11 protein-coding genes are annotated in these 12,608 nt (G+C 60.3%); 6 read left to right on the forward strand and 5 right to left on the reverse strand.

Going from position 1 to position 12,608, the window contains the following annotated elements; translation table 11 throughout:
- Positions 1-109: 109 nt before the first annotated feature.
- From NP825_RS12540 to virB11, 3 genes are read left to right on the forward strand one after another with little or no spacing between them, the layout of a single operon-like run.
- Positions 110-814 (forward strand): TrbG/VirB9 family P-type conjugative transfer protein, encoded by a 705-nt coding sequence (locus tag NP825_RS12540; RefSeq protein ID WP_257543899.1) that lies wholly within the window; start codon positions 110-112, stop codon positions 812-814.
- Positions 811-1,914 carry a TrbI/VirB10 family protein gene (locus NP825_RS12545; RefSeq protein WP_257543901.1) on the forward strand — a complete coding sequence of 368 codons (1,104 nt, stop codon included), beginning with the start codon at positions 811-813 and terminating at the stop codon, positions 1,912-1,914. The genes NP825_RS12540 and NP825_RS12545 overlap by 4 nt, the downstream gene beginning before the upstream one ends.
- Positions 1,911-2,900, forward strand: a complete 990-nt coding sequence (gene virB11 / locus NP825_RS12550) for a P-type DNA transfer ATPase VirB11 (protein WP_257543903.1) — start codon at positions 1,911-1,913, stop codon at positions 2,898-2,900. The genes NP825_RS12545 and virB11 overlap by 4 nt, the downstream gene beginning before the upstream one ends.
- Before the next feature lie 77 nt (positions 2,901-2,977).
- Here the strand turns inward: virB11 and NP825_RS12555 are convergent, their stop codons facing one another.
- The 5 genes from NP825_RS12555 to NP825_RS12575 all read right to left on the reverse strand — a co-directional run bounded on the left by NP825_RS12555 (position 2,978) and on the right by NP825_RS12575 (position 10,066).
- Positions 2,978-3,226 carry a hypothetical protein gene (locus NP825_RS12555; RefSeq protein WP_257543905.1) on the reverse strand — a complete coding sequence of 83 codons (249 nt, stop codon included), beginning with the start codon at positions 3,224-3,226 and terminating at the stop codon, positions 2,978-2,980.
- Complete coding sequence (locus NP825_RS12560) at positions 3,223-5,805, reverse strand: RHS repeat-associated core domain-containing protein (protein ID WP_257543907.1); 2,583 nt, start codon at positions 5,803-5,805, stop codon at positions 3,223-3,225. Before NP825_RS12560 ends, NP825_RS12555 begins: the two co-directional genes overlap by 4 nt.
- A gap of 37 nt (positions 5,806-5,842) precedes the next feature.
- The gene (locus NP825_RS12565) at positions 5,843-7,513 is read right to left on the reverse strand and encodes a hypothetical protein (protein ID WP_257543910.1); all 1,671 of its coding nucleotides are present in this window, start codon (positions 7,511-7,513) and stop codon (positions 5,843-5,845) included.
- 119 nt (positions 7,514-7,632) lie between these two features.
- Positions 7,633-8,550: a ParB/RepB/Spo0J family partition protein gene (locus NP825_RS12570; protein WP_257543912.1), complete on the reverse strand. Its 918-nt coding sequence runs from the start codon at positions 8,548-8,550 to the stop codon at positions 7,633-7,635.
- 385 nt (positions 8,551-8,935) lie between these two features.
- Positions 8,936-10,066, reverse strand: coding sequence for a helix-turn-helix domain-containing protein (locus NP825_RS12575; RefSeq protein ID WP_257543914.1), 1,131 nt, complete (start codon positions 10,064-10,066; stop codon positions 8,936-8,938).
- A gap of 322 nt (positions 10,067-10,388) precedes the next feature.
- On the opposite strand from NP825_RS12575, the gene NP825_RS12580 reads away from it, so the two are divergent.
- From NP825_RS12580 to NP825_RS12590, 3 genes are all read left to right on the forward strand, one after another.
- Positions 10,389-10,625 carry an AlpA family transcriptional regulator gene (locus tag NP825_RS12580; RefSeq protein ID WP_257543916.1) on the forward strand — a complete coding sequence of 79 codons (237 nt, stop codon included), beginning with the start codon at positions 10,389-10,391 and terminating at the stop codon, positions 10,623-10,625.
- A gap of 22 nt (positions 10,626-10,647) precedes the next feature.
- The gene (locus NP825_RS12585; protein ID WP_257543918.1) at positions 10,648-10,818 is read left to right on the forward strand and encodes a hypothetical protein; all 171 of its coding nucleotides are present in this window, start codon (positions 10,648-10,650) and stop codon (positions 10,816-10,818) included.
- Positions 10,819-10,894: 76 nt separating this feature from the next.
- Complete coding sequence (locus tag NP825_RS12590) at positions 10,895-12,529, forward strand: recombinase family protein (protein WP_257543921.1); 1,635 nt, start codon at positions 10,895-10,897, stop codon at positions 12,527-12,529.
- Positions 12,530-12,608: the final 79 nt, after the last annotated feature.

Genomic DNA, 12,608 nt, shown 5'->3' on the forward strand with positions numbered 1-12,608 from the left:
TCTCTCTAGAATTGGACCAGTTTTTCCAAGGCAGACCACCGGCAGCCGCGGCGACGGTGACCGATCCACGCGTGGCGGCCGGAGCGACGCAGCCGGTGCAGGCGCATCCATGAGGAGCCGGCCGCTCTGGATCCTGTTGGCGGCGCTGTTCGCGACCACGGCGCAGGCGCAGGTGCGCCCGCAGCCGAGTGGTGGCGATCAGCGCATGCAGACGGTCGACTATCGGCGCGACCAGGTCGTCGAGATCGGGGGCGCGCCGGGCTATCAGGTTTTGATTGCACTCGCTCCCGACGAGCGAATCCAGAATGTCGCGCTCGGCGACAGCGGTGCCTGGCAGGTGGTCGCGAGCCAGAGCGGTAACATGCTCTTCGTTCGCCCGACGCAGGATGGCGTCAGCACAAACATGACCGTCATCACCAGCGCACGCTTCTATGCATTCGATCTGGTTCCGGTGGCCTATGGATCGCCGCCCTATGAGGTCCGGTTCAACTACCCCGCCGATACGGCAAACGGGGCGGCGGGGGCTCTCGACGCGATGGGCGAGCCGGTTGGCAGCTATAGGCTGAGCGGAGTCAAGGCGCTGTGGCCGGTCGCGATCCACGACGATGGCGCGAAGACCTATATCGATTGGGCTGCCGATACACCGCTCCCGGCGGCCTTCGTCATCGACGAATATGGCCGCGAGCGGCTCGCGAACGGCAATATGCGCGGCGGACTCTATGTCATCGACAGCGTCCACCAACAGCTCCTGTTCCGGATCGACCAGAAGGCCGCGCGCGCGAAGCGATACATTCCGAAGGACAAAACGCCATGACGGCGCCCGATGCACCACCGGACGGTCCGGTAGAACCGGCTGAGCGCGGCACGATGCCGCGCGTTGCCCGGCCTTCCTCGGGGCTGTCCGGCACGGCGATCCTGATCGGCGCGGTCTTGGCGGGCATCCTGCTTTTCTCGATCCTCGATGCGAGACGGCGGGCATTGAGCGCGCCGGCGGTGCGGCCCGCGCGCGCCGATCTGGTGGCCGCATCCGAAACGCCGCCACCACTTTATATTCCGCCCGCGCAGCCCGCGGCGATGGCGATCCCGCTCACGCAAGCGCCGGGCCCGGTGCCGATCCAGCCGGCTCCCCAAGGCCGATCGGCCGTGGTGCCGCCACAGGAGCCTGCGCCGATGACCCCGCCGCCACTCTCCTATGCGCCGCCTCCGCCGGTCGCGCCGCCTCGCTCGGCCAGCGGCGCGATTCTTGTCGTCGATTCATCGCAACCACAAGCGGCTGCGTCAGAGGGCGCTTCTGGTGCTGGTGGCAGCCCATTGCCCTCGGGAAGTGCCGACGTTGCCGGGCGTAGCAGGGCGGGCGCGATGTCCGACCGCGCGACCACTGTGCCGCAGGGCACGCTCATTCCTGCGGTGCTCGAGACGGGGTTTAATTCGACGGGTTCGGGGTTTGCACGCGCTCTCGTCCAACGCGATGTCTATGGATTTGACGGCACGCGCGTGCTGATCCCGCGCGGCAGCCGGCTGATCGGGGATTATCGTTCCGAGACCAGTCCCGGGCAGAAGCGAGCCTTTGTAACCTGGACACGGCTGATCCGTCCTGATGGCGTGACGATCGCGATCGGGTCGCCCACTACCGATCCCGTCGGTGTCGGCGGGGTGCGCGCTAAAGTCGACAGCCATTTCTTCGAACGCTTCGCTGGATCGATCCTCCAGACGGCGATGCTGATCGGCGGCAACCTCGCGGCGCGATCGGCTGGGGACTCGGTGGTGGTCGCGTTGCCCGGCTCCTTCCCGGCCGCCGGCACTGCAACGCCAGCGACCGAGATTCCGCCGACGCTCAGTGTTCGGCAGGGTACGAGCATCAGCGTGTTCGTTGCGCGCGACCTCGACTTCACCGCGGTCGAGGCGCGGCGATGACCGCAACGCAGCTCGCCGATCGGGTTTATCTACGAAGCTATCTTGCCCCGCTCGCCTTTGCGCTCGACCGTGACGATGTCACCGATATCTATATCAATCGGCCCGGCGAGATATGGATCGAGACGCTCGGCGGCGGGATCGAGCGCCACGAGGCTTCTGAACTCGACGCCGCGCTATTGCCACGGCTGGCGCGGCAGGTGGCGGCGCTCAATCATCAGGGGATCAGCCGCGAGCATCCCTTGCTCTCGGCAAGTCTGCCCGACGGGTCGCGCATCCAGATCGCTCTGCCGCCGGCGACCCGCGGCGAAATCGCGATTGCGATCCGCAAGCATGTGTCCGCCGATTTGACGCTCGATGATTATGTGGCTGCCGATGCTTTCCGCAATGTCCGGACCACGGGAGATGCGCAGTCGGCGGCGACTGAACGAGTACGGAAGCTGGCGGATGCCGGCGAGATCGCGGCGGCGCTGCGCGAAGCGGTGCGCGGGCGGCTCAATATCCTGATCTCCGGCGGCACCTCGTCGGGCAAGACCACCTTCCTCAATGCCTTGATCCGCGAAATCCCGAAAGCAGAGCGGTTGATCCTGATTGAGGATACGCCCGAGATACGGCTCGTGCACGACAATGCCGTCGGATTGATCGCGGCGCGTAGTGCGCTGGGCGAGGCTGCAGTCACGGCCAACGATCTCGTGTCCGCATCGCTCCGCATGCGGCCCGATCGGATCATCCTGGGCGAATTGCGCGGGCCGGAGGCGTTCGCCTTCCTTCGCGCGATCAATACCGGCCATCCGGGATCAATGACGACGATTCATGCCGATAGTGTCGAGCGGGCGTTCGAGCAGTTGGCGCTACTGGTTCTGGAAGGCGGCTCGACGCTCCAGCGCGAGGATATTCTCGCTTACGTTCGAACAACCGTGGATTTGGTGTTGCAACTCGGCCGTGATGTGACGGGGCGAAGCGTCTCGGAGATCATGATACGAAAGTAGAGGGCGGAAAGGAGATTGGGCCAATACGGCGGCAACGGCGCAATGATATGGGTTCTCCCTAAGGACTAAACGACAAGTCAATCTGCCCTATCCGCTCGATCAAATCTCGGATTCCAATTGCGTGGTTTTTCTAAGCCACCTCCCCACCACGGGCACCCAGCTTTGATCCATTGTTCGCGTAACTGTTCAAATGATTTTGTTACGTCATCGTAGCCAAATTCCGTTCCACAAGAAGGACAGATGACAAAGGTTGCTTCGCCATCGACATATGCTGGCTCTTCAAGTTCGGGAAAGCCGCAAACTGGGCAGATGTTCTGTTCGTTCATCTAGCGATCTCTCTCTCGAAATAGTCCAGATTAGTTTTCAAACCATGCTGAGCAGTATCCGGTTTGAAATAAGTTCTGATGTTGCCATCCTTCGACAAAACTCCAAACTCGTTCGTTTTGGGATTGTATCGTACAATGTCGCCGCTCTTCCTTGTTCCTTCGAGCACTCCGCGACCCGCTTTTCCGCCGAGAAAATTGCTTGCCGCTTTTTCATAAGCCGCAGCCGTCTTGAAGCCAAATTCCCCGGAATGCTTGGCGAAGTGCGAACTGCGCAGCGAGCCGGAGGCAAAGCTAAGTGCTTTGGTCGCCGCTCCCTCCAGTCCCAATGCTCGAGCCGCAACTTTTCCGATCATGGTTGCAGCTTTTTCCACCGGAACGAAAAAAGACGCGATCAGAGGAGTATGATATTTCTCCTGAGCATTCGCTATCTGCTCTGGTACTGGTGTTGGATTCTCACCCCGTTGCGCGGCCTCGGAATAATCTCGATAGGCCGCCACATATTGTGCCGACTGGTCTAGAGCCTGCTTTCCGTCAGAGTCGATATTATTAACCGGATCGTTCCCCACATAAGTGTAGAGGTTGACCTGATCGTCATATCCGATGGGATCGGTCTGGAGGAACCGCCCGAGCGTCGGCGAGTAGATGCGGGCCTTGTAATAGTACATGCCGATCTCGGGCAGCCACGCCTGCCCGGTATACTGGAACCGCCCGACGTTGCCGACCTTGGGGATGCCATATTCGTCGTAGCTGTTGATCGCGATCGCGGCGCCCGTCGCGTCGGTGACCGCGATAACGCTTCCCTGATGGTCGCTATGCAGCCAGCGCGGGCTCGCGGTGCCGCTGCCCTCGTACCACACCACCGGATCGTCGACGCTGCTGCCATGCGCATAGCGCCGCAGCAGTGTGCCGCTGCCATTATACTCAGCGACCAGCTCGTCGCCATCGTGCAAAAGGCGCGTCGTGCTACCGCCGCCCACCGTCTCATAGAGCCGCCCCAGCGGATCATAGCGCAGCGTCGCAGTCTTCGCCCCGCTCGCGCTTACCAGCCGGTTCTCGACGTCATAGACGAACGTCGTCGATCCGTCCGATGTCAGATTGCCATTCGCGTCATAGGTGAACGAGGCCGCGCCTGCCGCCGTATACTGGTTGAGACCGTTCGCCGTGTAGTTGCGATCGACATTGAAGTGCCCGGTCCACGCATAGGCATCATTGTTGCGCACCTGCTGCGTCAGCTGCGACGCCGGCGTATACCCATAGGTAAAGGCCACATCGTTCGCCGTGCCGGTAACATTGTGCGACAGAGCGTTCAATCGACCGACCGGATCATAACCGAACACCGTGGCCTGGCCATATCGCCCATCCTGCGTCGCCCGCAGGCCGCGATTGTTATAGCCGTAAGTCACCATGTTGACCGTCGAACCGATCGCGCCCTCATACAGCGTCTTCATCCGGTCGAGCCCGTCGTAGCCATAGCTGGTCTTCGCAGCATCGGGCCATGTCAGCTCGGTGCGATTGCCGTTCTTGTCGGAAGCATAGGATAGCGTTCGCGTGACCCCATCCATCTTGAGCGCCGAGGAGGTCATCCGCCCGAACCCATCGTAGGCCGTGGTCAGTCCTTCCGAAGTCGCCGCCGCGCTGTCGAACCGGGCATAGGTCTGGAGGCCCTGCAGGTCATAGCCATAATAGACGTCGCGCGTGTGCGTCACCGCCAGCCCGGTCCGCTCGGGCACAATCTTGACCGTGTTGCGATTCAGCGCGTCATACTGATAGGTAATGGTACTGCCGTCGCGCTTACGCAGCGAGGTGCGATTGTCGTTGGCGTCATAGCCATATTGCTCGTAATCGGTCGTCGAGACCGTTCCGGTTGTCGTCAGCGACGGAAAATTCCATTTTACCTGCCGGTCGAACCCATCGTAGGTCATCGACGCCTTATAGCCCCGCGCGTCGGTCAGACTCGTTTGCTTACCATTCGGGCTATAGGTGTAAGTCGCGTAATCTTGCTGCAGTGCCGTGCCATAGGCCTTCTGGATCTTAAGAAGCCGACCGGTCGCATCGTAGGTGTTTTTAATGATGCGGTCAGGTCCAAAGCTGCCTTGGGTGCCCAAGGTGCAGGCGCTTGCTGGAAGGCTATCGTAGACCGCCGGGTTCATACGTTGCGCTATACACTCGAGTCTATCAAGCGCGTCGTAGCTATATTGGTTGAGACTATAACGGGTACCCGCACTCCATAGGCTTTCAGTCGCCTTCAACCCACGGTCGTTCCATGTGATCTCGGTCCAGCGGGCAACAGAAAAGCCTGTCCATGCTGCCGGTACTACATTGTCCGTTTGAAAGGTCGAGAGCTCGCCTTCCTCTACCTTGATCAGCTGTCCCGCCGCATTGTAAGTGAGGCGGTTGGCGCGGTAGTTGAGTGGACCCGCGCCATCGGGGTCGGCGTATATTTCCCCCGTCAGACTTCCCAAGATATCGTATCGATACGCCGTTGTATATTCGCTCGGCCCTTGCGCATAGGCGTGTGAAGTGATTGCCGTCAGCAAAGAGGCAAAGAGGGTTACCGGTGTAGCGCTGATTTTCTTCATAACTTTCCCGGACTGATGACGAAAAATCTGCCCGCGGTCACGGGCAAGCCTGAAGAGATGCTGTGCCCTTGGCTGTGGTTTCGCTTATTTTGCGGCCGAGCTTGTCGTTGACGAAGCAGGTGCGCAGAATCTCGCCGTTGGCTTCTTCGGCAATACCTCTCAACCAAAGATTGTTTGGGCCGCTGTCGGGACCATATTCGTAGCGCTTGACGACCTCAGCTCCTGCGACTTCGCATGTGTCGCCTATCGTTGCTCCGCTCGTGCAAAACTTCGCCGTGTCCAGGAGCCAAATAGGGTCAGGATCTTGGACATATTGCCCGGTAGAATTTAGGTACCAGGCCCGGCGCTGCACATATGCATAGCGGTGAACCGGCCGAACGCCATTGACTGCCGGCCCCGTTTCGCTGAGCAAATGCCCGCTCGACGCATGATAGGTGTAATCGGTGCGCGCGCCTCGTGGGTCGATCACCCAATTGGGCTTGTTGCATGTCTTATAATTCACGCAAGTTGCATCGTATCCGAATGTTGTCACTTGGTCGGCGGCGCCACTGCCAGGTTTTGCCTTTTCGGTAATGCTGATGACATTTGCCCGTGCATCATAGGAAATCTGCTGGAGATTTCCTTCTTCAAGCACTAGAGAGATAATTTTTCGCGATTCATTCTGGGCATAATTGTAGGTAAAATTGTCATCTTTTAAATATATTGGCCAAGATTTTTGAGGGTCCATGTAGAAATAAGCCTTGCGGACAATCCCGGTTGGTGACGTTTCCTGATAGATATTGTAGTATGTCCCCAGATTCCATTGAAAGTTATAAGACCAAGTCTGCCCATTTCTGGTTGAGGAGATTGTCTTCGCGTATAGTGGCACGGTAGTTGTGCCGCCGATCCCGTTCGAAAAGGTGCGGTAGCAATCGTAAGGCGCCGTCCGGTTGCATTTGTCATAGGTAATCAGGCCGGCCGCCCCGGTGCCGGGGGGTTGGTAAGAGAGCACCTGATTATAGAGATCGGCCTTGATCACATGCACCGCTCCGCGACTGTCAGTCGCAGTTCTTGTGCGGACAGATCCGGCATCCTGCTGGACGACAGAACCGGAAGGCCAGCCCGACAGGCCCGAGCAGGGCGATGCAGCGGGGCAATATTTATAGGCAAGATTGACCAGATATCCGCCGGTCGCCATCAGACCATCGTTTTGTGTGATGGTGCCGGCAGAAAATCGCAGCACGCGACCGCTGGGGAAGCGCACAATGTCGGCCGGCCCCGTAAAGCCGCTGGCATTTGGGATGTGCATCTCTGTTCCGTCACGAAACGTATAGGTGACGGATCCGTCGGGATTGATAACTACCTTACTTCCCTTGTAGGCCGCATAGGTAGAGTTAACTACGAGGATTTCGCTGGAGAGGCCGAGATACGCGATCGTCTGATTGCCTTCGGCGCGTATTCCCGCCCAGAGGCTGTTATTGGGATAACCGTCCCCGATATCCATCACACTTTCGAGAATCCGATCGCCTTGCCCACCCGACCATAAAGTTATGGGGATCGATGTCGTACCCGACATTAGGTCCACATAATTGTTACTGATGATCTTTCTTTCGATATCCATCGGCGGCGGTTGCTGGGCGATAACTGGCGTGGCTGTGGGAGCAAGGGTGCACAACAAAAGAGAGGGCAAAAATCCCCGTGATTTCGATCCTGTTTTGATATTAGTCATCTTCTCTCACAGACGAGAACCTAATCCGCGAAAAGCCATCCGATTTCGGGTGCCCGCTGCCTTAGGGTGGAGGATTCGGAGAATTCGTTACCTTCAGCCGGGTGCGATTGTCGGCCTTGTCATGGGTAGCCCTCGTGGAAGGTGACCTCACCGCGATGGCTGACGGACACGAAAACCTTGCCACCCTTCTTCTTCGGGCAGCGTTCATGCTCCCAGCCATTGAAGTAAGCCCCGCGCTCCATGACGACGACATCGGTCCAGCCGGTATCGCGATAGAAGCTGGCCTGCTTTTCGACCTCGGCCATCTGCGCGGTCCAGAAGCGATCCGCGTCGGCGAAATAGCTGTCCTCGCCGAACAGGTCCGAGACGATCTCGCCGGTATAATCGGCAACGTCGAACATCGCGACCTTGGCCGCAATCGCGCTGCCGCCGAACAGCCAAGCTTTCAAGATCGATCCCGTGGGCGCGTGCTTTTCGGGACAATCGACCAGCGCCAGCCATTCGCGCTGCTGCGTCTTGGTGGCGAGGGTCAGATGCCGCATGGTGACAGCATCGATCTTGTCGGCCCGATACATGGTGCGGATGCGGGGGAGCAGATTGCCGATGGCGAGCGTTCGCTTCACCTGCAATTCGGTCAGCCCGAAGGTCAGGCCGATCTCCTCGACCTTTCGTCCTTCGCGGACGAGCCGGGTGAAGGATTCGCAGCGATTGATTTCGTCGGAATCGAGACGAGCGATATTCTCGATCAGCGAGGCTTCGAGTGCCGCCGCGTCGTCCCCGGCTTCCATCACCGCGCAGGGCAGTGGGTCGATGCCGTCCTGTTCCTCGGCGACGGTCAGCGCCGCATGATAGCGCCGCTTGCCTGCAACGATCTCGTAAGCGCCTTCCACCCCATTGGGCCTGACGATCAACGGCACGAGAATGCCGCGCGCGCGCACCGACGGCAGGATGTTGGTGAGGTCGGGCTTCTTGGTCACCCCGCGCATGTTGGCAGACGACACCGAAAGCTGCGAAAGTTCGATATGACGAAGTTCCATGATCTGTCTCCTTTGCTCTTTAAACACCGCAGCCCCGGCTGAGCGGGGGGAGCGGCGAGAGCGACCGGAGAGACCCGCCATGAAGGCAGGGCGCACCCGAAGGGTCGAAATGCAATGGAGAACCCCGCAGGGGTTGCGCGCTGCCGGGCGGGTCTCAGAGGAGAGCGACGCTCCCATCGCACGGCCGGAGGCCACGCCAGCGCGCGGGACGCGCGATGACAATCAGGTCGGCAAGAGCCGGCCCCGAGTCATGCGATCGTCACGGCGTCAGCCGACGAGACGACGCGCAGCGGCGGCTCGGTGGAGCGAAGCGGAATAGAGCGCGGCCGCCGCAGGCGGGACGCCTTTGGCGTGCACAAAGTTTCAGCCTATTATGGCAGTGGCTTCATTGTGGGCCGACAGGTGGCTGTGCTGCTCCGAACACGCGCCAGAATGCGTCGATCAACGGCTGCACCGCAGCATCATCGATCGCGTCGCAAATTACCTCGCCCAGATAAGCCTCTTGCATCCATGATGGATCAGTCATTGCATTAAAGCCATCGGGTAGGCTGTATCCGACGCGGAAGCCTTCAATCTCAAGAAGGGTTGCCATTGCGGTCCACGGCCCTTCGATTCCGTGCTGAAGGAGGCGGGCGTAGGCGCTTCGTGCAGCGCCCCTCAACTGAGTTTCAACAAGGGCGCGCGGAATATATTCAACATTATCAATCGTGGTCCCAGTAATCTGCCAGGCGAAGTCCACAAAGCCGCGCCTGTGGTTTACAGACCAAGTGCGAACAGCATTCGGTTCCGGCCCGGTCGAGTGAACGATCAGCCCCTCCAGTCCAACCACGAAATTGATTGCCTGCGTGCTACGGGCTGGAAGCACCGCGTTTTGTTGGTCAATGTTCAAATCGCGTGCGTCACGCAGCACCGAAAGAGGCGCGACAGTGAGAACGACCTTGGGGCCACCGCCGACCCTCGTCGGCATGTCCTTGCCGCCAACCGCCAAGATGGCCTTGCTGTGCAAGTCGCGCATTTTTCTTGGCATTTCGTCTGTGGCGGCGAAGGCCATGCGCAATTCCCCAACGTCCAATGGATATTTGCCGCGACTGTTTCTGGCATGAAAGCGGCTACTGGCTTTCACGCGATGGGGTGCTACCAGGCTTGCTGACATGCGCAAAATGAGCGCAACCGTTCCGTTTTCCAGCGGAACGGTATGAATGTGGAAACCGGGGAGCCGAGGCTCCACACCATCGCGGACCATGTTCTCTATCCGCGTTATTTCGTTGTCCAGGCCGTCAGATGGAATGCCCACGACGGCAGCGGCGGTGCCATCTTCGTCCTGAATGCCGATGACGAGATCGCCTCCATCGGTGTTGGAAAATGAAGTGACGTCGGCGAGAAACTCTTTTGTCGATTCAGCGCCTCCACCGGGAAGTGCCAACTTGTAATCGAGACGTCGGCCTTCGGGACGTTGCTGCGCAACAAGGGCGTGAAGGTCGACCGCTTCGATTTGGTCCAGCGCTTTTTCGATCATCTTTGCCCTATATCAACATCGGGAAGCTGGAACAAAGCGGCATGATCGCACTACCGGATGGCGCTTGATTCGATTCGAACTTTTGCGCCGACCACCCGATCGAGTGCCGTAGACGGACCGCCAAGCTTACCGCCGGGACGTTATGGGAAAAATATTTGCGCATCGCCAATTGACGCCAGGAAACGCCAGTGGACGCCAGGAGACGCCAACGCCCGCCAGTACCCGCGGCACGTCCATGCCTATGCCCTTGCAAAGCAAAGCCAAACTGCCAATTCTGAAGCTCAGGGGAGCCCAGCAATCGTCAGCCGATGGAGTAGCCCCCTTGCACGCACCCGACCGGATCATCCGCCTCCAGACCGTCCTCGCCCGCACCGGGCTTTCCCGTTCCACCCTTTATCGCAAGATCGCCGAAGGAACCTTCCCACCGCAGGTGCGGATCAGCGTTCATGGTGCCGGATGGTATGAGTCCGCGGTCAACCGTTGGATCGCCAACCCGCTCGCCTATCGCGCCGACAATGACAATCGCGATGCGGAGCGGGCCGGTCGTGCAAGAGGGTGATGCGCCGCGTCCGGGTCGCTTTGTGGCGGTAAACGACAATGACGCTATCTGCGACCCTATCGCCATCGATGCAGCGTTGACGCGCATCGCCGAAGCGATCGGGCGGCACATCGCCCGCGAGCATATCCGCGGCCGCAAGGCGGCGAATGACAACGCGCCAGTCTCAAAAAATCCACCGCCGCCAAAGCGTTGACGCTAACGTCCGCACGCGCAACACTGTCTTATCCGTCTGTGCGGGCTTGTACCCGCCCTGCAAAAAGGAAGACAAGATGATCCGCGCCGCGCTTTACGCCCGCTATTCCTCCGACCAGCAGAATGCCGCGTCGATCGCCGACCAGCAGCGCATCTGCCGCGAGCGCGCGGAACGCGAGGGATGGGAGATTGTCGGCAGCTACGAGGATGCCGCGATCTCGGGCGCGAGCATGATCCTGCGCCCCGGCGTTCAGAAACTGCTCGCCGATGCGCAGGCTGGCCAGTTCGATATTGTGCTCACCGAAGCGCTCGATCGTGTGTCGCGCGACCAGGCCGATGTCGCGACCTTCTACAAGCATTTGCAGTTCGCGCGTGTCCCGCTCATCACTCTGGCGGAGGGCGAGATTTCGGAGCTGCATGTCGGGCTCAAGGGGACGATGAACGCGCTGTTCCTCAAAGACCTTGCCAAGAAGACGCATCGCGGCCTGCGTGGGCGCGTCGAGAAAGGCTTCTCTGCCGGAGCCGTGGGTTACGGCTATCGCATGATCCGGCGTCTCAGCAGCGAAGGCGAGCTGGTGCGCGGCGAGCGCGAAATCGATCCGGTGCAAGCCCTCATCGTCGAGCGCATCTTCGCCGAGTTCGCGGCTGGCAAGAGTCCGCGCGCCATCGCTTGCGACCTCAACGCGGACGGCATCGCCGGTCCCGCCGGTAAGCCGTGGCGCGACACGAGCATCCGCGGCGATGTGCGCAGGGGTACCGGCATATTGAACAACGAGCTTTATGCCGGCGTCCGCGCATGGAACCACAAGCACAGCGTGAAAGACCCGAGCACCGGCAAGGAGGTCACCCGCCTCAATCCGGAATCCGAATGGATCAGGAATGCGGTTCCCGAGCTTCGTATTGTCAGCGACACGCTGTGGGAAGCGGTCAAGCGCCAGCAGCAGATGCTCGCTGAGCGCTACGCATCGGTCAAGCAAGCCGCGCAGTCGAGAAGTGCGCAAGGGCTGCGCCGCCCGGCCTATCTTCTGTCGGGACTGCTCGAATGCGGCACCTGTGGCGGAACCTATGCCGTCGTCGTCGGCGACCGCTATGGCTGCGTCGGCCATCATCGCAGCCGCTCCTGTTCCAATAACCGGACGATCCGGCGCGCCGAGCTTGAGCGCCGGGCACTCGCGGGCATCGCCGACCGGCTGGTGTCGGCCGACAAGATCGAGGCGGCGGTTGCCGCCTATGCGAACCATATCAACCGCGAGAACCGCGAGCGGCGCATTCAGGCCGATGCCGACCGGCGCGCGCTCGCTAGGGTCAATAAGGCGGTTGCGGGTATCATGGTTGCGATCGAGGATGGGCTGTATCAGCCGTCTATGAAAGCGCGCATGGCCGAACTTGAACGCGAGCGGCAAGAGATCAACGCGCGGCTGGCGGAAGCGCCGCAGGATGTTCCCGACGTCCATCCGGGCATCGCCGAAATCTACAAGCGCAAGGTCGCGCGGCTCACCGAGACGCTTGGCGATCCCGAAACACGTCTCGACGCCTCAAGCGACATCCGCTCGCTTGTCGGCAAGATCGTCCTCCACCCCGGCGAGAAGCGCGGCGAGGTTCATGCTACGCTGCACGGGTCGCTGATGGGCATTCTGGACTTTGTTAACGACAACCCGCAACCTGATGCTGACCGAGTTATAACAAAGGTGTCCTCGGGTTCGCGGGAATGACGAAGAGGGAAGATATCCGTTTCCAACCCCCACGCGCCGCCCAAAGAAAAAGCCCCGCCGGATCGCTCCGGCGGGGCCT

Origin of the sequence: Sphingopyxis sp. DBS4, assembly GCF_024628865.1 — a bacterium.
In the GTDB taxonomy this organism is placed as follows: domain Bacteria; phylum Pseudomonadota; class Alphaproteobacteria; order Sphingomonadales; family Sphingomonadaceae; genus Sphingopyxis.

Excerpts from the sequence above, each read along its gene's own strand:
- NP825_RS12590 (WP_257543921.1), top strand. The coding sequence starts at position 10,895 with ATGATCCGCGCCGCGCTTTACGCCCGCTATTCCTCCGACCAGCAGAAT.
- NP825_RS12560 (WP_257543907.1), bottom strand. The coding sequence starts at position 5,805 with ATGAAGAAAATCAGCGCTACACCGGTAACCCTCTTTGCCTCTTTGCTG.
- NP825_RS12565 (WP_257543910.1), bottom strand. The coding sequence starts at position 7,513 with ATGACTAATATCAAAACAGGATCGAAATCACGGGGATTTTTGCCCTCT.
- virB11 (WP_257543903.1), top strand. The coding sequence starts at position 1,911 with ATGACCGCAACGCAGCTCGCCGATCGGGTTTATCTACGAAGCTATCTT.
- NP825_RS12570 (WP_257543912.1), bottom strand. The coding sequence starts at position 8,550 with ATGGAACTTCGTCATATCGAACTTTCGCAGCTTTCGGTGTCGTCTGCC.
- NP825_RS12555 (WP_257543905.1), bottom strand. The coding sequence starts at position 3,226 with ATGAACGAACAGAACATCTGCCCAGTTTGCGGCTTTCCCGAACTTGAA.
- NP825_RS12575 (WP_257543914.1), bottom strand. The coding sequence starts at position 10,066 with ATGATCGAAAAAGCGCTGGACCAAATCGAAGCGGTCGACCTTCACGCC.
- NP825_RS12545 (WP_257543901.1), top strand. The coding sequence starts at position 811 with ATGACGGCGCCCGATGCACCACCGGACGGTCCGGTAGAACCGGCTGAG.
- NP825_RS12540 (WP_257543899.1), top strand. The coding sequence starts at position 110 with ATGAGGAGCCGGCCGCTCTGGATCCTGTTGGCGGCGCTGTTCGCGACC.